Below are 18,776 nucleotides of genomic sequence, written 5' to 3' on the forward strand. Positions count from 1 at the left end.
ATCAATTACAGATTTCCCTGATTTTCCGTATTTTTTTGCTATTTCATATAGGCATTATAGAGTTTTTTATCCACATTTTTCTCGATTTCATCGTAAACCGGCTGCACTGCCTCACGGATTTCTGCTCTCAGTTCATCACTAAGTGTAACAATCTGTGTTCCACTGTCCTCAATTACTTTGATCTTGTCTGCAATCCGGTCATCCGATGCCTGGCGAGCCTCTTCTTTGGCGATCTCAGCAGCTTCTACAAGGATTGCCTGCTTATCTTCCGGCAGATCCTGAAAAAATTCATCACTGACGATCAGAGAGATCAGATGCGGCAGATGATTGGTTTCCACCACATAATCCTGCTGTTCATAAAGCTTGTTAGATACGATAACCTCGTATGGATTCTCCTGGGCATCAATGGTTCCCTGCTGCAGCCCGATATACACCTCACTGAAACTCATCGGTGTCGGAGATGCTTTCAGTTTTTTCCAGAAATCCATATGGTAGGAATTCTCCATGGTACGGATCTTCTGTCCTTTAAAATCAGCCAATGATTCGACCATTTTATTCGTTGACATAACACGGAATCCCTGGTCTGCATAGCCAAGGAGCTTATATCCGCCATTCTCATAGACATCCTCCAGAAGCCCATAGAACTCCGGATCATCTACCTTTTCACGTACTTCATCAATCGTACTGAATCGGCAAGGAATATCAAACACCGCAAGGTCCGGCATGAAGGTTACCTGCGGTGCGGTATTCTGGATCACAAACGGAATGTCCCCATCCTTACAGCTCTCCAGAAGCTCCCTGTCCCCTCCGATCGTACCGTTCGGATAGACCTGGATCTTCATCTTGCCATCACTTAATTCTTCTACTTCTTCCGCAAATTTTTCTGCATAGATCTGTGTTACGGTATCCTCCGGACTCGCCGTTGCAAGCGGCCATGCATATCGCTGTACTTCATCATCCGCAACCGTCTTTTTCTGACACCCCGCACTGAGTGTAAGTGCCGCACACATTCCTGCCGCTACCGCCATTCTTACTGCTTTCTTCATGCTGCTACCTCCTATATCAGTGCCAGGCTGATCGCCGGGATAAATGTAATTAACAAAAGCGCAACAAGGAAGTAGCCGATCATTGGCATCGCATGTTTGGAAATCCGCATGATCGGGATATCTGTAAGCGAGCTTGCCACAAACAGATTGACTCCGATCGGCGGTGTTACAAATCCGATTGCAAGGTTGACAACCATCATGATTCCAAAGTGGATCGGATTCATACCGACTGCTGTTACAATCGGCAGAAGGATCGGTGTCAGGATCAAGATTGCCGGTGTTGTATCCATGACCATTCCCACGATCAGAAGGAATACATTGATCACCAGAAGCAGGACGATCTTATTGGTAAAGTGCGTCAGGATCCAGGTGCTTACCATCTGTGGGATCTGCATCAGAGTCAGAACTCTTGAAAATGCTATCGATGCTGCAAGGATAAACATGATCGGTGCATAGGTGCGCACGCCTTCCACCAGTGCCGGCCAGATATCTTTAAACGTCATCGTCTTATAAATAAACAGGCTGACAATCAGTGCATAAAATACCGAAATGACTGCCGCTTCTGTCGGCGATGCGATTCCGGAATAGATGCATCCCAGAATGATAACCGGACTCAAAAGTGCCCAGAAGCTTTCTTTTAAAACCTTCAGAAGTCCTTTCTCATGAAGTTCCCCGACTACTTTCTGAATCTTTTCTTTGTCCTCTCCATTCTTTTTACAGTAATAAACTGCATAAACCATCAGAAGTCCGCCGATCAGAAGTCCCGGAATGATCCCTGCGATAAACAGGTCACTTACTGATTCACCGGAAGCACTTCCGAACATGACAAACGGAATACTTGGTGGAATAATAACTCCAAGACCACCTGCCACGGCTACGATTGCCGCGGAAAAATCCTTATCGTATCCAAGCTCGATCAGAATCGGGATCGTCATACTTCCGACTGCTGCAACCGTCGCCGGTCCGGAGCCTGAGATTGCACCATAAAACAGACAGGTTACAATGACCGCGCACGGCAGACCCGCTGTCAGATTTCCAAGAAAATAGGAAAATACATCAAATAATTTTTTGGAAATGCCGCCTCTTGCCATGATGATTCCTGAAAGTACGAACATCGGAACCGCAAGGAGCGGAAAGCTGTCAATTCCTCCCAGCATAGAACGGATCACAAACTGTCCGCTGGCTGTGAAGGATGGATCAAAAGCACCTGGAAGGACCGAAGCGATTGTAAGCGCGATCGATACCGGAATGGCAATGATCAGACAGATTACAAATAAGATAAATACTACTGCTGCCGGCATGCTTTTTCTCCTTTCTCATCTTTTTCTCTTACTACTTTTAATTCTGCAAACCACCGCTGGATAATACGGATCGCTACCAGGATAAAACTTGCAAGCGGTGCTGCCTGCACATAATACATCGGGATGTGGCACGCCGGACTTACCTGTCCGCTCTCTACTGCTGACATCATATACTTAAACGCAAACGGTATCAGGTAAAGAAATACCATCAGTTCAAAGGTATGGTTGACCAGTTTAAAAAGTGCCTTCCCTCTTCGTGGGAAAATTGACACAAACTGTTCGATCTTAATGGAAATACATTTTTTTGTGCAATAGCTGACGCTCAAAAATCCCGACCATACAAACAGGTAACGGGTAATCTCCTCCGACCAGGACGGCGCTGAGCCGAGTACATATCTGGAAAACACCTGGATCCCCATGATCACTGTCATCAGGATCAGGCTTATCACCATAAAAAATTCTTCCAGATAGTTATCCAGCCAGATTACTGTTTTCTTCATTCTCATTTGCCCTCCATTCATGTAATCATACAAAAATGATATCAATTACCGAAGAATTTGTCTATTTTTTCTATTTGCTTTTATCTCTTTAAATAGCAAAATTTTCTATAATTTTTTCACTTTCAGAAATCGGTTAGTTTTTTAACAAAACCAGAATATGATAAAGGCCCGCAATCCACCGGAATCCCCGGTATGACTGCGGGTCTTTATCCTGCCTTTTTCACTCTTCATTCAGGTTAAACATAACGGATCCGCCACAGGACTTCTCCGGATGTTTCTTCACTAGATGCTCTTATCGATCAGAGTCAGGATTTCTCTTAAATCTGATGCATTCATCTGTCCAGGTGCAGAAGCCTTTCCTACTGCCCCGAAAGTAAGTGCTGAACCGAATACTTCACCGCACAGGCGACTGATCAGTCCGGTTCCTGCCATAGACATTGTAATGATCGGACGGTCTGCATGTTCTTCTGCCATTTCACGTGTTGCTTCAAGAAGTGTAAGTACATCCTTTTTGCACTGTGGCATTACTGCAATTTTTGGGATATCTGCGCCGAGTTCCTGCATTTTCACAAGGTGTCCTACGATATCGTCTTTGTCCGGTGTCTTATCGAAGTCATGGTTGGATGCAACGACTTTTACGCCGTGTGCATGCGCGCCTTCGATGATATCTTTTACAACTTCGTCCCCTGTAAATGCTTCTACATCCACAAGGTCAACCAGTCCTGTTGCTGCGGCTTTCTTGTTCAGCTCTGCATATGCGTCAGCTTCGATTGCTTTTTCGCCGCCTTCTTTAGAAGTACGGAATGTGAAAAGAATCGGAGTTTCGCCAAGTGCCGGACGAAGGTCTTTTAATACATCTTCAACCTGTGCGAAGTCAAATACACCTTCGAACCAGTCTACACGCCATTCTACAACATCAAGCGCAACATCCTCAAAAGATCTTGCTGCTGCAAGAATTTCTTCTTTTGTCTTTCCGACGATCGGTACACAGATTTTCGGTACTCCTTCACCGATCTTAACGCCACGAACTTCTACATATTTACTCATGTCTGTTTTCTCCTTTTTCTAGTTGTCAGCCTGAGCCTGTTCTACCATCTTAGTATAACGTAAGTTTACAAATAATCCAAGAAGGACTCCAACTGCTGTAAGAACGATATTCATAACCATAACCTGTGACGGCTGCATTTTGGATGCTGCTGTAAGGATGGTGTAGTTACACAGGGAAGATGCGATCATAACAAGTGCTGTTACAGTTCCTTTGATCTTCGGGAAAAGCATGTTGCATACAGAAGTTGCGATCTGAAGAAGTCCGCCTGCTCCTGCCCATCCGATCAGGAATGCACCTGCAATCATAAGTGTCTGGCTCTTTCCAACCAGAACAGCGATCATTGTTACAAGACAGATTACCGGGTATCCCAGGATAAATCTTACGTCTTTGATCTTTCTTGTTAAAAGTGCAGTTACAACGAGTGCAAGCATTGTTCCTGCTGAATAGTATGTCTGCATGATGGACGGATCAGCCCAGCCAACATTCTCTTTTGCAAAGTTCTGTGCACAGTTCAGCCATAACTGGAAGGTACCTGTACATGTGAATCCGATCAGGATCATTGCGATGGATTCTACAGAGAAATGGGTATGCTTTAAGCTGTCGATCAGACCTTCTTTCTTTCCCGCTGCTTTCTGATCTGTATCCGGGAGTGGGAAGATCATAACCAGTACCAGAAGTACAAGATAAGCAATTCCACATGCATAGAACAGTGTGTTGTAAGAGGTTGCTCCTGTTGCTGTTGTAGCGACAGTTACACCAAGTACGAACGGTAAAAGCATCTGCGATACAGAAATAAAGAATTTGATCCCCATAGTTGCAACGCCCGGTGCTTTGTAAATGATTTCTGAAACAGCCGGGTAAATTCCTGTATCCAGGAAAGAGTTTGCGATACCACCAACGATTGCACAGATATATGCGATCTGGTATCCACCATTTGTTCCTGCATTAAATGCAAGTGCAAGTCCAATCAGGTAGATTGCATAGGATCCACTACCGATCGCTGTTGAAATACGACGTCCGAGTTTGTCAGAAAGCGGTCCGGCGAACGGAAGCGCGATCAGACGTCCAAGTCCGAGTGCTGCTGAAATTGCAGTGATTGCCATAACTTCTACGCCCCAGGAAGCAGCAAGTGCTTCCTTGATGACTGCCTGTCCAAGGATGGAACATCCGACACCGTGGATAAAGTAGTTTAAATAAAGGATCAGGGCGCTGGGTATGTATTTCTTATTCATCTCTTTTCCTCACATTCCTGTTTTTCAAATTTTTTCGATTTCTTCTTAAATTCAATACAAGCCTGCCAGGTATTAATCATCGTATCTGATGTTTAATACTTCTTTCATGTGTTCGATCGGCATTTCTTTTCCTGTCCAGAGTTTGAATGCTGCTGCTCCCTGGAATAACATCATTCCAAGACCGTTCATTGTCTTACATCCAACTTCTTTTGCCATAGAACGCATCTTTGTTTCCAGTGGTGAGTAAGGAACATCAATAACAATAAGTTCCGGACGGAAGAATGATTTATCCGGTACAACTGACATTCCTTCCAGTGGTTTCATACCAACACCTGTTCCGTTTACGAAGATGTATGAATCGTTCATTTCTTCTCTTAATTTTTCTTTGTCATCCAGATCGTAAAGAGTAGCTTTGCAATTTGTCTTTTCATTGATCTTTCTTACTGTTTCTTCAGCATTTGCCCAGAATTTATCATGAATATTGAAAATAGAGATTTCTTTTACGCCGTCAAGTGCAGCCTGGATTTCAATTGCTGTAGCAGCTCCGCCTGCGCCTGCGATTGTCATCTTCTTTCCGATCACATCGATATCGTTATCTTTTAATGCCTGCATGAATCCGATGCCGTCTGTGATGTGTCCTGTTAAAACACCATCTTCATTTACGATTGTGTTAACTGCTCCACAAAGCTCTGCTGCCAGAGATAATTTGTCCAGATACTGTCCAACAACTGTTTTATTTGGCATAGACACGTTAGATCCTACCATTTTCAGAGCACGAAGTCCTTTTACTGCATCTTCCAGTGTGCTGTTGTCAACTTCAAATGCAAGGTAAGCATAATCCAGTCCAAGGTAAGCAAATGCTTCATTATGCATTGCCGGTGAGCTTGAATGTCTGATTGGATAAGCCATAAGTCCGATAAGTTCTGTGTGTCCTGTAATTCTCTCTGCCATGATTTGTTCTCCTTTTCTTCTTCCATCGAAATTTATTTCTTTGTTCTTTGAGAATGTTTTTAACGTTTGCCCAATTTTTGTTAATTTTTAAACAACCTCTTGATAGTTAAATTATAGACGATATCATTTGATAGTTCAAATATATCTTATGTGTGTTTTTGATAGCTTTTTGGCATCAGTTATGGTATGATTATTTTATATAATATAGAAAGGATTTTTTACCATGACGCTAAATCAGCTTGAATATTTCCAAAAAGTAGCAACCCTGCAGCATTTCCGACAGGCTGCAGAAGTACTTAAGATCTCCCAGCCAAGCCTCAGCCGGTCCATGTCGCTTCTGGAAGAAGAACTTGGACTGATGCTTTTTGAACATCAGGGACGCAATGTTGTCCTCACCAAATCCGGCCGCGTCTTCCTGGAACATGTCAACCGGATCCTCGAGGAGGTACATATTGCCGAGCATAAGATGAAGCAGCTTGCCGGAAGCGGTGGACATATTGATATCGCCTATGTATTTCCGCTGGCAAACTACTATATTCCGCATACAGTGCGATCCTTCCTGGATATAGACCGCAACAAGCATGTAACCTTCAATTTTAACCAAACGCACACTGCAGATATGATCCAGGGGCTCAAATCCGACCGCCACGATGTGATCTTTGGTTCTTTCGTTGCGGATGAACCGGATATTTCCTTTGTACCCATTCTGAACCAGAATATGGTTGTAATTACTCCAAAAGAACATCCTCTTGTCCAGAAAGAATCCGTCTGTTGCAGTGACCTTACTGACTATCCTCTGATCGGGTATGACCGCTATTCCGGACTCGGTGGCTTCACCCGTAACTTCTATAAAGAAAAGAAGCTGAAGGTAAACATCGTCTGTGAGTGTCCGGATGAAAACGCAATTGCTGCCCTGGTTGCCGAAGATTTCGGAATCGCCCTGGTTGCCAGGGTCGATGCGGTTGATCAGGCAAATGTAACCGTACTCCCGCTTGCCGATGCAGACCTTACCCACACCGTTTATATGGGATACATCCGCGACAAATACCAGATTCCCGCTGTCAAACGTTTCATCCAGTTTGTCAAAAGAGATGGGAAGGCCTATTAAAGTGCCTTCCCATTGCTTTCTTTTACATATTCAATAAATTCTTTTACAACCGGCGCCAGATATTTTTCCTTCAGCTTCGCCAGATATATATAACGTTCGTATGGTGGATTCTCAATATCCAGTACATCTACATTCAGATTTTTAAGTATAGGAATCTCCGGCATTACCGCAATTCCAAAATTTTCTGCCACAAGACCTGCCATCGATGCATCTTCCAGAATCTCATATGCTATCTTCGGTGTCCCTCCGGTCTGTTCAAACAACTGGTCGATCACCGGTCTGAGCCCGCTGTTCTTGGTGAAATATACCTGGGGATAAGGAAGTGTTTCCTTCAGATCAACAGATCCTCTTCCGGCAAGCTCATGGTCTCTTGGAACAACAACAACCAATTTTTCCTTAGCGATCGGTACAAAATCAATCCCGGATTCTTTTTCTTTTCGCGAGCAGAGAGCGATGTCATACTTCTCCTCTTTCAACCCCTGTATAATCTCTGTCGTATTTCCGACAGAAAAACGGAAATTCACATCCCAGTCTTCGTGTTCCTTCAAAAAACCGCCTACAAGCTGTGGAACAAATACACTTCCAAGCGTAAAAATATATGCGAGATCGATCACCCCGCCGGTGTCACTTGTCAACGCCCTTGTCTTTTTTACACCACTGTCCAGAATCTTTAAAGCTTCTTCTACATATTCCAGAAATACTTTTCCGTACTTTGTCAGTACAACGTTACGCCCTCTTTTTTCAAACAGGTTTGTCTCAAGCTCCTGCTCCAGCATACTTATGGCATGGCTGAGACTTGGCTGCGTAATGGACAGCATTTCCGCCGCTCTGGTATAGTGTTCTATATGTGCTAGTGTCACAAAGTAATGCAACTGATTCAGATTCATAAAACCATCACCCTCTTTCCTGTTCTTATATTAAACATAGCATAAATTATTTAATTATTCTATAGTTTTGTTTAAATTGTCTATCTTTTTCCACTTCCCGTCTTCCTAGTATAATTTTATTTTTATCTTTTTCGCTGTTTCTATAGTTATATTCTATTATTTTTCTATGTATTTTCAATTTGTATTTTTCAGTTTTTTGTAGTTATAATGGGTTTAACAAAAACCGGTACGCCCAAGCCGGTATAAGACAACCTCGTGTGACTAAGATTTTTTGAGGATTGCAGGAATTGCATAGCAATGGAGCAATCCGATTACATCAGTGAGTGGCAAAATTTACTTTTGACACTCACATCATTTTATTTTGATTATTAAGTCATTTTTACGGAGGAATTTCTAATGAAAAGCAAATACAAACACATTTTCGAGCCATTTACCATCAAACATATGACGGTCAAGAACCGTATCGTCATGACTCCAATGGGAACTAACTACGGTGAACAGAATGGTGAAATGAGTTTTCTTCATATCAATTATTACGAGCAGCGTGCAAAAGGCGGTACAGGACTTCTCATCGTAGAGAACGCCAGCGTTGATTCTCCACAGGGATCTAACGGAACCACACAGCTTCGTATCGATCAGGATAACTACATTCCAAGACTTTTCAAACTTTGCGAAACAGTACACAAACATGGATCCTGCATTGCAATCCAGATCAATCATGCCGGTGCTTCTGCACAGTCAGCACGTATCAATATGCAGCCGGTTTCTGCTTCTGATGTTCCTTCAAAAGCAGGCGGTGAAATCCCGCGTCCACTGGAAAAAGATGAAATCATGCATATTGTAAAAAAATACGGTGAAGCCGCAAAACGTGCTCAGATCGCAGGGTTTGACGCTGTAGAAATCCACGCAGGACATTCTTACCTTATAAGCCAGTTCCTTTCACCTCTTACAAATAAGAGAACAGACGAATTCGGCGGATCTTTGGAAAACCGTGCAAGACTTGCAAAACTTGTTATTGAAGAAGTTAGAAGACAGGTTGGACCATTCTTCCCTATCTTTGTTCGTATCAGTGCGGATGAATTTATGGAAGGCGGAAATACTTTGGATGACTGTCTTGATTACCTTCAGTACTTCCAGGAAGAAGTTGACGTATTCGACGTATCTGCCGGTCTGAACGGATCCATTCAGTACCAGATTGATGCCAATTACCTTCCGGATGGATGGCGTTCTTATATGGCAAAAGCTGTAAAAGAACGTTACGGCAAACCATGTATGACAATGGGCAACATCCGTAACCCACAGGTTGCCGAAGATATTCTTGCAAGAGGCGATGCTGACCTGATCGGTATGGGACGTGGACTGATCGCTGATCCGGAATGGGTAAATAAAGTAGAATTCGGTGATGAATGTGATATCCGTAAATGTATTTCTTGTAACATCGGATGTGCAGGACACCGTATCGGAATCAACCGTCCGATCCGTTGTACTGTTAACCCGTCTGTAAATGGCGGCGAAGATTACAAAAAGCAGAAAATCAACAAGCCTTGCAACGTTGTTGTGATCGGTGGTGGTACTGCCGGACTGGAAGCTGCATGTACAGCTGCCGAGGTTGGATGCACTACTTTCCTGATCGAGAAGAAACCAGAACTCGGCGGACTTGCCGCCCTGATCTCCAAGATCCCGGATAAGAAGAGACTTGCTGACTTCCCGAACTATCTGATCCATCGCGCAAGCAAGCTGAAAAACCTGTTCATCTTCAAGAACACGGAAGCTACGATTGAAATGATCAGAAGCATGAACCCGAACATTATTGTAAATGCTACCGGTTCTAATCCGCTCCTTCCACCGATCAAGGGTCTTCATGAGAATATTGACAAAGATGGCGGAAAAGTTTCTTCTATTACAAATATGATCAACCATGTTATGGAATATCCAGAAGATCTGAAAGGTAAAAAAGTCGTTGTTATCGGTGGCGGTGCCGTAGGTCTTGACGTAGTAGAATTCTTTGCTCCACGTGGCGCTGATGTAAGCATTGTGGAAATGATGCCGGTAATCGGTAACGGAATTGATCCGGTATCCAAAGTCGGAACCTTTGCACTGATGGATAAATATGGTGTAAAACAGTGTCCGAATACTGCTCTTCTTGAAGTTAAAGCAGATTCCTTCCTTGTTAAAACGCCAGAAGGAAATGAAGAAGAAATGCTATTTGATTATGGATTTGTATGTCTTGGTATGAGAGCAAACGCTCCGATCCTCGATGCAGTCCGTAAAGAATTCGAAGATGAAGATGTTGAAATCATGAACATCGGTGACAGTGTACGTGCCCGCCGCATCATCGAAGGTACAGAAGAAGGACGTAATATCCTGAATGTTCTTGCCAAACATGATTACTTATAAGATTTTGTAAATATAATATTCCCCCTGATGTCCCCTGGTTCTCGTTATGAGAACCGGGGGGATTTCTATTTACTTTACTAAAAAGAATGTGCCAAGGCACATTTTCGCGCCGAGCGCAGTCGCTTGCGACATTCTTCATCTTCGTGCGAGTGCACATCTTTGGCACGCAGTGCCTTTTATTTGATAGGAAGTTCCTTCGGAATTTCTTATCAAAAAATGCCCTGCCTACTTGCAGGACATTCTCTTTTCGTTCTCTTTTTTATAGAAATGTAATACAATCTTCTCCAGATATCTTTTCAGCACAATCTGGATCTCTTCTTTTGGATTGATCGGCTTCACCAGAATACTCTTCATCCCGGTACGCTTCGCTCCCCACACATCCGTAAAAAGCTGATCTCCGATAAATACAGTGTTTCCTCTGTCCGTTTGCATCAGCTCCATGGCTTTTATATAATTCTTCGTGGAAGGCTTATGCGCGTTAAACACATACTTGCTCTGCACCTTTTCGGCAAAAGGCTTTACACGTGGTTCCTGGTTATTGGAAATCAGGCATGTATCAAACCCGATGCTGCGCAGCCTGTCAAAAAGACAGATTGCTCTCTCATCTGCCGGTGCTCCATGCGGAACCAGCGTATTGTCAATGTCAAATACCAGTCCACGACAGCCTTCCCGATACATTTTTTCAAAATCCAGTACATAAGTGGACGCTACATATTCGTCCGGATAAAAGGTCTTAAACATGATTTTCATCCATTTCCAGAAGCTTCTGAATCAGATCTTCACAGATCTGCAGAACCGTCTTGTTATCTGTATCTACAACGATATCTGCAGCCGCCTCGTATTTTTCTCTTCTTGCTTCCATCAGCTGCTCGATATATTCTACATTCTTGTGTCCATTGAGCAGCGGTCTGTCGTCACTGTCTTTTACACGGTCAAGAATGGTCTGTGGATGTGCAGTAAGGAGTACTACACGACCATTTTTCTTCATCTCTGCGACATTGCGTTCACGCATTGCCACACCACCACCACAGGAAATGATCACATTCTTCTTCTCCTGCATCTCGATCAGAAGATTGGTTTCCATATTACGGAAGTATTCCTCCCCATAGGTTTCAAAAATATCGGAAATACTCATGCCTTCGCGTTCTGCAATCAGCTGGTCCATCTCAACCACTTCCATGGCAAACATGGTGCTAAGATAATCAGAGATCGTACTTTTTCCAGCTCCCATAAACCCGATCAGGACAATGTTGTAATCAAAAAGCTTTCTAGCCTGGATCTTCTTACTGTTGCGCTGGATACGCTCAAATACATCATAAATCTCGTCTCTGTGCTTATCATTGTGAAGGCTGAACATCAGTCTCTTCTTCTGCTTTTCTTCCTGTTCCGGCTGCAGGATCGGCATACCATACTCTTCTTTGTATGCCATGATCTTTTCAATGATCGCATATCTTTCTTTTAATGCCTCTGTGATCTTCGCATCACAGTTTGCAAGCTCTTCACGGTATAATTCCAAATCGTTCATCTATCAATTCCTCGTTTCTCACTCTACTGCTTTCCGGGTGCCTTCAATTGCCCGTTGTATTAAAACATTATAGCAGACACTTTGGAAGTGAATCAATAGATATTTTTTATTTTGCGTTATCCAGGACCGCTTTTACATCACTTTTAAACTGATTCCAAGCATCTTCATTTTCGACAAAGTATTTCGGACAGATTTTCCCTGTAATATCATAATGTCGGATCACATCTTCTTCTGTCAGCGAAAACTTTTCACACAGCCATGCTGTAAGTTGTACCATGCTCTTATAAGTTGCCTCGTTGAACTTTCCGGTCTCATCCGGATGACAGCACTCAATGGACACCGTATCAAAATTCCGTGTATTGGACGCATATGCAACCTCCCAGGTTGGTACGCACTGTACGATTTCCCCGTCCAGTCCTACTACAAAATTACTGCTTGCCTGCGTAATGTGACTGTCCTTCAGTCCCTCAAAATAGTCTCTGTTCTCCATCGCTGTCGAACCAGGATTGGCAGTGTAATGAATGACTATTCCGGTAATCTCATTGGTTGAAAGTCCCGGTCTTGAATATTCATTCACAGTTAACAGTTCTACATCAATATCCGGCTTTTGGGCACTGATCACTTCATCAGAAAGCTCACTGTATGCTCTCTGTGCAAAGATTCCTCTTCCACTGATCTTCATAATAGAAAGTGCAAGAAGCAGTGTGATCAGGATCGTACTTCCCACCTTTATATAACGGCTCATTCTGCGCCTCTTATTCGCCTCATAATAGCTTTTTCCATCGCCACCCCTGTACAGGTTGGCTCTGGTGTTTTTCTTCTTTCTTCGGTTCATTTCGTCATCTCAATCTTTTGTGTTTTTTGCAAATTTTCTGTTGGAATCCCAACTATATCCAGACTATCATAAAATGGTAAGAAATTGTTGAAAAAATAATTATTTTTTTATTAAGGTAGTCGGAAGGGGACGTGTACCCCTCCGAAAAAACAATTGCCGCTGGATTCAGTTGACTGTTGAAGGTTTGGGTGAAGTTTGAAAATAGTTGGATAATGTAAGAGAGAAGAATCGTCTCTCTTACGGAAATGATTCTTCTCTCTTGATTAATTTTGCATCTTATTCATCTACGCTGTAGTTTGGTGCTTCTTTTGTGATGTGGATGTCGTGTGGATGGCTTTCTTTGAGGGATGCAGAAGAAATTTTTACGAAACGTCCTGTTGTCTTGAGAGTTTCGATGTCTGGTGCTCCACAATAACCCATTCCGGAACGGAGACCGCCCATTAACTGGAATACAGTATCTTCTACAGATCCTTTATAGGCAACTCGTCCTTCTACGCCTTCCGGTACAAGCTTCTTCGCATCTGTCTGGAAGTATCTGTCTTTGCTTCCGTTCTCCATTGCTGCGATAGATCCCATTCCACGATATACTTTGTATTTTCTTCCCTGATAGAGTTCGAATGTTCCCGGGCTCTCATCGCATCCTGCGAAGATACTTCCCATCATACATACGTTGGCTCCGGCTGCGATTGCCTTTGTCATATCACCTGAGTACTTAATACCACCATCTGCAATAATCGGAATTCCCGACTCTTTTGCTGCTTCGTAGCAGTCCATAACAGCTGTGATCTGTGGTACACCGATACCGGCTACGATACGGGTTGTACAGATGGATCCAGGTCCGATACCAACCTTTACTGCATCAACACCTGCATCGATCAGCGCTTTTGTTGCTTCTCCTGTTGCAACGTTACCTGCGATCACCTGAAGATCCGGGAATGCATCCTTGATCATTCTTACGGTACGAAGTACATTTGCTGAATGTCCGTGTGCCGAATCAAGTACTACTACATCAACTTTTGCTTTTACAAGAGCTTCTGCTCTTTCAAGACAGTTCGCTGTAATACCGATCGCTGCACCACACAGAAGTCTTCCCTGCGCGTCTTTTGCTGACAGTGGGTATTTAATCTGTTTCTCAATATCTTTAATTGTGATCAGACCTTTTAAGTTAAAATCTTTGTCTACGATTGGAAGTTTTTCTTTTCTTGCTTTTGCGAGGATCTTCTTTGCTTCTTCCAGGGTGATACCTTCCTGTGCTGTTACAAGACCTTCGCTTGTCATGGATTCTTTGATCTTCTTGGAGAAATCTTCTTCAAACTTGAGGTCACGGTTCGTAATGATACCTACCAGCTTTCTTCCCTCTGTGATCGGAACTCCGGAAATACGGAACTTCGCCATCAGTTCATTAGCATCTGCCAGTGTATGCTCCGGCGACAGATAGAATGGATCTGTAATAACACCATTCTCAGAACGCTTAACCTTGTCTACTTCTTCTGCCTGCTGTTCAATCGACATATTCTTGTGAATAATACCGATACCTCCCTGGCGTGCCATAGCGATCGCCATACGATGTTCGGTAACAGTGTCCATTCCCGCACTCATCATCGGTATGTTAAGCTTAATGCCCTTTGTAAGATAAGTTGATAAATCAACCTGATTTGGAATTACTTCTGAATAAGAAGGTACCAGAAGTACATCATCGAAGGTGATTCCTTCTCCAATAATCTTTCCCATGATTTTTCTTCCTTTCTCTCTCGTCTGTAATTTTGATTATCTGCTATGATAACGCATAAATCTATGCTATGTCAAGTCCTTTATCGAGTACATTCGTCCGTCCGTGACAATCACATTTCTACAGATCACTGATAATTTTACGTAACCGTCTTTCTGGATGCAATTGTACCCCGGAACCTGCAAGCTTTTCTGCACGTCTTTCGGGAATTATTTACAAAATACTTTTCTTGGTGCCAGCATCTTCAGTCCTTCACAAACTGTCTTATTTGGCTCAAAAATAATTTTTTTCTTTTCCCCGTTATTTACAACGATCAGCTCATATGTATCTGCCCCCGGCATACCTGAACTGTAATCGGTTCCTTTCAGTCCTTGATAAGGTCTGAGTTCCGGCGAACCGGAAGGTGCCATCATCTCAAGATCCGTCATCTCCATGGAAAACATATTTTTCCGACGGGATTTTGCCATAATCTTATCAATATCAAGACTCCCATTCACAAATAAATACTCATATTCAACATCCATACTCCGGAACAAAAAAACATCCAGTGCGATCATGATCACCGGACCAATTATTCCGAATGGGATCATAAATATAAGTACGACCGACAGAACAGTAAGTATGATAAGTATTGCTTTGATCAGCGTCGTCGAAGATGCTTTCTGCCTCTTCACCAGCTGTTCTGTGTAAAAATCACCCATATCCTAACCTCCAAATTTATATATTAAAACTATTGTAACACTTTTATAATAAAAAGAAAACTCCTCTTCTGAGGAGTTTTCTAAAAATCATATTTTTAGCTTACATCATGCCCATTCCCGGAGCTCCGCCTGCCGGCATAGCCGGTGCATCTTCTTTGATGTTAGCAACAACGGATTCTGTTGTAAGGAGTGTAGATGCAACACTTGTAGCGTTCTGCAGTGCGCTTCTTGTTACTTTTGCAGGATCAAGGATACCTGCTTTCACCATATCTACATATTCTTCATTGTAAGCATCAAAGCCATTTCCCGGTTCAGCTTCTCTTACCTTGTTGATGATAACTGCGCCTTCAAGACCTGCGTTAGCTGAAATATGGAATAATGGTGCTTCCAGAGCTTTGAGGACTACTTTTGCCCCTGTCTTTTCATCACCTTCCAGAGTTTCTGCAAGTTTGGCAACTTCTTTTGATGCATGGATGTATGCTGATCCACCACCTGCAATGATTCCTTCTTCTACTGCTGCTCTTGTTGCATTAAGAGCATCTTCCATACGGAGTTTTGCTTCTTTCATCTCTGTCTCAGTAGCAGCACCTACACGGATAACTGCAACTCCGCCGGCGAGTTTTGCAAGTCTTTCCTGAAGTTTTTCTTTATCAAAATCAGATGTTGTCTCTTCGATCTGAGCTTTAATCTGTCCGATTCTGGCTTCCAGAGCAGCCTTATCACCCATACCATCAACGATGACTGTATTCTCTTTCTGAACTTTTACAGATTTTGCACGTCCAAGCTGTGCCATTGTTGTATCTTTCAGTTCCAGACCAAGTTCTTCTGAGATTACCTGTCCGCCTGTTAAGATTGCAATATCTTCCAGCATAGCTTTTCTTCTGTCACCATATCCAGGTGCTTTTACTGCAACTACATTGAATGTTCCACGCAGTTTGTTGACGATCAGAGTTGTAAGAGCTTCTCCTTCGATATCTTCTGCTACGATAAGAAGTTTTGCTCCTGACTGTACGATCTGTTCCAGCAATGGAAGGATTTCCTGAATATTAGAAATCTTCTTGTCTGTGATCAGGATATATGGATCGTCAAGATTTGCTTCCATCTTTTCCATATCAGTGCACATATATGCTGAAATATATCCACGGTCGAATTGCATACCTTCTACAAGGTCAAGCTCTGTCTTCATTGTCTTTGACTCTTCAATTGTGATAACGCCATCGTTGGAAACTTTGTCCATAGCTTCTGCTACCATCTCACCAACACTGTCATCACTTGCTGAGATAGCTGCTACTCTTGCAATCTGCTCTCTTCCTGTAACTTTGCTGCTCATCTTCTTGATAGCTTCTACAGCACAGTCTGTTGCTTTCTTCATACCTTTTCTTAATACGATCGGGTTTGCACCTGCTTCCAGGTTCTTCATTCCTTCGTGTACCATAGCCTGTGCAAGAACAGTTGCTGTTGTTGTACCATCACCTGCAACATCGTTGGTCTTAGATGCAACTTCACGGATCAGCTGTGCTCCCATATTTTCAAATGCATCTTCCAGTTCGATTTCTTTTGCGATTGTTACACCGTCATTTGTGATAAGCGGTGCTCCGAATGATTTATCCAGAACTACGTTTCTTCCTTTTGGTCCGATTGTTACTCTTACTGTATCAGCAAGTTTGTTGACACCTGCTTCCAGTGCCTTTCTTGCGTCTGCTCCGTATTTAATTTCCTTTGCCATTTCTATCACTCCTGATTCTTAAAAATAAAATTCTGTTCTAATCTGAAAATCTGATTTTTATCTGTATATGATATCCTGCCGGATTATCTGATCACTGCAAGAATATCATTCTGTTTTACAATGATGTATTCTTCATCATCGAGTTCTACTTCTGTACCTGCATATTTGGAATAGATAACTTTATCACCTACTGAAACATTCATCGTAACTTCTTTTCCATCAACAACTCCGCCAGGTCCTACAGCAACAACTTCTGCCTGCTGTGGTTTTTCCTTTGACTGTCCAGGAAGTACGATTCCTGATTTGGTAGTCTCCTCTGCAACTAACTGTTTTAATACAACTCTGTCAGCTAATGGTTCTAATTTCATTATAATTCCTCCTAACTCTATATTGTTAGCACTCAATAAAATCGAGTGCTAAAAACTTTCTAGGTATAAGATAGCACTCTCTTTCTTTTTTGTCAACATTCGATTTTGAATTTTATAATTACTTTAGATTTATTTCATAAAATCCATTCGTCACCTGCAGGACCAGAATCATACCTGCACGGTTCTCATAACGCTCCTTTATCATCCCTGTACACACAGTCTCACAAGTGATCGTCCGGATCCGGCATTCATATACTGCATCCAGTGAAATATCAGAAAGACTGCCTGAGCGCAGGATCAGATGTACCTGCTCCATCTCCTTCTGATATTCTATGACTGTTGCCTCATAAATATTCTCATCTTTTTCCTTATCTTCTTTCAGATACTGTACCATCGTAAGTACAGCTTTATCTCCATCATACATGCTCTCTTCTCTCCTTTTTACAAATATAATTCCCCGTTAAAGAAAAGGGCATCAGATTTGTCTGATACCCCTCTTTTACTTTTATCCTTAATTCATTTTTTCTTTTTTGATCTTATCCAGTTCTTTGAACACGTAATCATTCACAACCTTGATGTAAGTTCCTTTCATACCAGATGAACGGGATTCGATCACACCCGCACTCTCAAATTTGCGGAGTGCATTGACAATTACAGAACGGGTGATTCCCACACGGTCTGCAATCTTGCTTGCCACCAGAATCCCTTCCATTCCGTTAAGTTCATCAAAAATATGGATGATTGCTTCCAGCTCAGAGAAAGAAAGGGTGCTGATCGCAGATTGTACGATCTGTTCTTTTCTGGTCTCTTCTGCACTCTCTTCATTAACAGAGCGGAGCATCTCAAGTCCCACGACAGTGGTTCCGTACTCACTCAAAATGATGTCATCAATTTCGTACATGGACTCTTTTCTGTATAAAAACAGAGTTCCAAGTCTCTCTCCTGCAATGTTGATCGGAGTAATGATCGCCTGATATCCCTGGGATACATCAGCTGTAAATCCAAGTGTCTGCAGATTAACATTCTCTTTTGTGGAAAGAATACTTAGAAGACGTTCATTTAACATCGGATCAATATGTTCTCCCACTTCGTCCTGCAAAAGCTCATGGATCTCCGGGACTCCTTCGCATGTGCTGACACCGAGTACCTTTCCTTTCTTACTGACTACCAGTACATTCGATGCCAGAATCTCTGTCAGAACTTCACAGATATCTGTAAACACAACTTTGCTTGAATTATTATTGTGCAACAGTTTGTTAATTTTTCTTGTTTTATCCAATAGTTGTACGCTCATATCTGCCTCCATATATTTTTATTAAAAATGTGCGTTTCCGGTCGCATTTTTCACGAATATGAAATATTGTTGAAATTATGCACACAAATTAGTCAAAAAAATGTGCACACAAATATATTATCATACAA

The 18,776-nt window shown here is 42.5% G+C and carries 18 protein-coding genes; 2 read left to right on the forward strand and 16 right to left on the reverse strand.

Translation table 11 applies throughout. The annotated features are described in order from the left end of the window. Window positions 1-38: 38 nt before the first annotated feature. From PGY05_RS12255 to PGY05_RS12280, 6 genes are all read right to left on the reverse strand, one after another. Window positions 39-1,046: a TRAP transporter substrate-binding protein gene (locus tag PGY05_RS12255; RefSeq protein WP_270475998.1), complete on the reverse strand. Its 1,008-nt coding sequence runs from the start codon at window positions 1,044-1,046 to the stop codon at window positions 39-41. Between the two features lie 11 nt (window positions 1,047-1,057). After that, window positions 1,058-2,347: a TRAP transporter large permease gene (locus PGY05_RS12260; protein WP_270475999.1), complete on the reverse strand. Its 1,290-nt coding sequence runs from the start codon at window positions 2,345-2,347 to the stop codon at window positions 1,058-1,060. Then, the gene (locus PGY05_RS12265) at window positions 2,332-2,847 is read right to left on the reverse strand and encodes a TRAP transporter small permease (protein WP_022220386.1); all 516 of its coding nucleotides are present in this window, start codon (window positions 2,845-2,847) and stop codon (window positions 2,332-2,334) included. Before PGY05_RS12265 ends, PGY05_RS12260 begins: the two co-directional genes overlap by 16 nt. Window positions 2,848-3,129: 282 nt before the next feature. Next, window positions 3,130-3,894 (reverse strand): type I 3-dehydroquinate dehydratase, encoded by a 765-nt coding sequence (aroD, locus tag PGY05_RS12270; protein ID WP_270476000.1) that lies wholly within the window; start codon window positions 3,892-3,894, stop codon window positions 3,130-3,132. Between the two features lie 18 nt (window positions 3,895-3,912). Further along, complete coding sequence (locus tag PGY05_RS12275; RefSeq protein WP_008375049.1) at window positions 3,913-5,127, reverse strand: MFS transporter; 1,215 nt, start codon at window positions 5,125-5,127, stop codon at window positions 3,913-3,915. Window positions 5,128-5,199: 72 nt separating this feature from the next. Further along, window positions 5,200-6,078 carry a shikimate dehydrogenase gene (locus tag PGY05_RS12280; protein ID WP_270476002.1) on the reverse strand — a complete coding sequence of 293 codons (879 nt, stop codon included), beginning with the start codon at window positions 6,076-6,078 and terminating at the stop codon, window positions 5,200-5,202. A 223-nt stretch (window positions 6,079-6,301) separates the two neighbouring features. Here PGY05_RS12280 and PGY05_RS12285 point away from each other — a divergent pair, with 223 nt between their 5' ends. Further along, window positions 6,302-7,186 (forward strand): LysR family transcriptional regulator, encoded by an 885-nt coding sequence (locus PGY05_RS12285; protein WP_173686547.1) that lies wholly within the window; start codon window positions 6,302-6,304, stop codon window positions 7,184-7,186. Here the strand turns inward: PGY05_RS12285 and PGY05_RS12290 are convergent. Further along, window positions 7,183-8,073 (reverse strand): LysR family transcriptional regulator, encoded by an 891-nt coding sequence (locus PGY05_RS12290; RefSeq protein ID WP_022220385.1) that lies wholly within the window; start codon window positions 8,071-8,073, stop codon window positions 7,183-7,185. The two genes, PGY05_RS12285 and PGY05_RS12290, sit on opposite strands and share 4 nt — an antisense overlap. 396 nt (window positions 8,074-8,469) lie before the next feature. Between PGY05_RS12290 and PGY05_RS12295 the strand changes: the two genes are divergently transcribed. Continuing rightward, window positions 8,470-10,470, forward strand: coding sequence for an oxidoreductase (locus PGY05_RS12295; RefSeq protein WP_270476004.1), 2,001 nt, complete (start codon window positions 8,470-8,472; stop codon window positions 10,468-10,470). A 225-nt stretch (window positions 10,471-10,695) separates the two neighbouring features. Here the strand turns inward: PGY05_RS12295 and PGY05_RS12300 are convergent, their stop codons facing one another. The 9 genes from PGY05_RS12300 to codY form a co-directional block, all read right to left on the reverse strand. Next, complete coding sequence (locus PGY05_RS12300) at window positions 10,696-11,211, reverse strand: YqeG family HAD IIIA-type phosphatase (protein ID WP_008375043.1); 516 nt, start codon at window positions 11,209-11,211, stop codon at window positions 10,696-10,698. Then, entirely contained in the window at window positions 11,204-11,995 is a 792-nt protein-coding gene (locus PGY05_RS12305; protein WP_022220383.1) for a shikimate kinase, read from the reverse strand. The genes PGY05_RS12300 and PGY05_RS12305 overlap by 8 nt, the downstream gene beginning before the upstream one ends. A gap of 106 nt (window positions 11,996-12,101) precedes the next feature. After that, the gene (locus PGY05_RS12310) at window positions 12,102-12,830 is read right to left on the reverse strand and encodes a peptidoglycan recognition protein family protein (RefSeq protein WP_055260590.1); all 729 of its coding nucleotides are present in this window, start codon (window positions 12,828-12,830) and stop codon (window positions 12,102-12,104) included. Window positions 12,831-13,106: 276 nt separating this feature from the next. Then, the gene (gene guaB / locus PGY05_RS12315; protein WP_055155624.1) at window positions 13,107-14,561 is read right to left on the reverse strand and encodes an IMP dehydrogenase; all 1,455 of its coding nucleotides are present in this window, start codon (window positions 14,559-14,561) and stop codon (window positions 13,107-13,109) included. A 207-nt stretch (window positions 14,562-14,768) separates the two neighbouring features. Continuing rightward, window positions 14,769-15,260: a DUF6106 family protein gene (locus tag PGY05_RS12320; protein ID WP_055155625.1), complete on the reverse strand. Its 492-nt coding sequence runs from the start codon at window positions 15,258-15,260 to the stop codon at window positions 14,769-14,771. A gap of 100 nt (window positions 15,261-15,360) precedes the next feature. Continuing rightward, window positions 15,361-16,986, reverse strand: coding sequence for a chaperonin GroEL (gene groL / locus PGY05_RS12325; RefSeq protein ID WP_008375030.1), 1,626 nt, complete (start codon window positions 16,984-16,986; stop codon window positions 15,361-15,363). Window positions 16,987-17,069: 83 nt separating this feature from the next. After that, window positions 17,070-17,354 carry a co-chaperone GroES gene (locus tag PGY05_RS12330; RefSeq protein WP_022220380.1) on the reverse strand — a complete coding sequence of 95 codons (285 nt, stop codon included), beginning with the start codon at window positions 17,352-17,354 and terminating at the stop codon, window positions 17,070-17,072. A gap of 118 nt (window positions 17,355-17,472) precedes the next feature. After that, the gene (locus PGY05_RS12335; RefSeq protein WP_008375025.1) at window positions 17,473-17,778 is read right to left on the reverse strand and encodes a hypothetical protein; all 306 of its coding nucleotides are present in this window, start codon (window positions 17,776-17,778) and stop codon (window positions 17,473-17,475) included. An 87-nt stretch (window positions 17,779-17,865) separates the two neighbouring features. Beyond that, window positions 17,866-18,648, reverse strand: a complete 783-nt coding sequence (gene codY, locus PGY05_RS12340) for a GTP-sensing pleiotropic transcriptional regulator CodY (protein WP_022220379.1) — start codon at window positions 18,646-18,648, stop codon at window positions 17,866-17,868. Window positions 18,649-18,776: the final 128 nt, after the last annotated feature.

The sequence above is a fragment of the Coprococcus sp. AF51-11b1 genome (genome assembly GCF_027682785.1).
GTDB lineage: Bacteria > Bacillota > Clostridia > Lachnospirales > Lachnospiraceae > Allocoprococcus > Allocoprococcus comes.

Excerpts from the sequence above, each read along its gene's own strand:
- PGY05_RS12255 (WP_270475998.1), bottom strand. The coding sequence starts at position 1,046 with ATGAAGAAAGCAGTAAGAATGGCGGTAGCGGCAGGAATGTGTGCGGCA.
- PGY05_RS12260 (WP_270475999.1), bottom strand. The coding sequence starts at position 2,347 with ATGCCGGCAGCAGTAGTATTTATCTTATTTGTAATCTGTCTGATCATT.
- PGY05_RS12265 (WP_022220386.1), bottom strand. The coding sequence starts at position 2,847 with ATGAAGAAAACAGTAATCTGGCTGGATAACTATCTGGAAGAATTTTTT.
- aroD (WP_270476000.1), bottom strand. The coding sequence starts at position 3,894 with ATGAGTAAATATGTAGAAGTTCGTGGCGTTAAGATCGGTGAAGGAGTA.
- PGY05_RS12275 (WP_008375049.1), bottom strand. The coding sequence starts at position 5,127 with ATGAATAAGAAATACATACCCAGCGCCCTGATCCTTTATTTAAACTAC.
- PGY05_RS12280 (WP_270476002.1), bottom strand. The coding sequence starts at position 6,078 with ATGGCAGAGAGAATTACAGGACACACAGAACTTATCGGACTTATGGCT.
- PGY05_RS12285 (WP_173686547.1), top strand. The coding sequence starts at position 6,302 with ATGACGCTAAATCAGCTTGAATATTTCCAAAAAGTAGCAACCCTGCAG.
- PGY05_RS12290 (WP_022220385.1), bottom strand. The coding sequence starts at position 8,073 with ATGAATCTGAATCAGTTGCATTACTTTGTGACACTAGCACATATAGAA.
- PGY05_RS12295 (WP_270476004.1), top strand. The coding sequence starts at position 8,470 with ATGAAAAGCAAATACAAACACATTTTCGAGCCATTTACCATCAAACAT.
- PGY05_RS12300 (WP_008375043.1), bottom strand. The coding sequence starts at position 11,211 with ATGTTTAAGACCTTTTATCCGGACGAATATGTAGCGTCCACTTATGTA.
- PGY05_RS12305 (WP_022220383.1), bottom strand. The coding sequence starts at position 11,995 with ATGAACGATTTGGAATTATACCGTGAAGAGCTTGCAAACTGTGATGCG.
- PGY05_RS12310 (WP_055260590.1), bottom strand. The coding sequence starts at position 12,830 with ATGAACCGAAGAAAGAAGAAAAACACCAGAGCCAACCTGTACAGGGGT.
- guaB (WP_055155624.1), bottom strand. The coding sequence starts at position 14,561 with ATGGGAAAGATTATTGGAGAAGGAATCACCTTCGATGATGTACTTCTG.
- PGY05_RS12320 (WP_055155625.1), bottom strand. The coding sequence starts at position 15,260 with ATGGGTGATTTTTACACAGAACAGCTGGTGAAGAGGCAGAAAGCATCT.
- groL (WP_008375030.1), bottom strand. The coding sequence starts at position 16,986 with ATGGCAAAGGAAATTAAATACGGAGCAGACGCAAGAAAGGCACTGGAA.
- PGY05_RS12330 (WP_022220380.1), bottom strand. The coding sequence starts at position 17,354 with ATGAAATTAGAACCATTAGCTGACAGAGTTGTATTAAAACAGTTAGTT.
- PGY05_RS12335 (WP_008375025.1), bottom strand. The coding sequence starts at position 17,778 with ATGTATGATGGAGATAAAGCTGTACTTACGATGGTACAGTATCTGAAA.
- codY (WP_022220379.1), bottom strand. The coding sequence starts at position 18,648 with ATGAGCGTACAACTATTGGATAAAACAAGAAAAATTAACAAACTGTTG.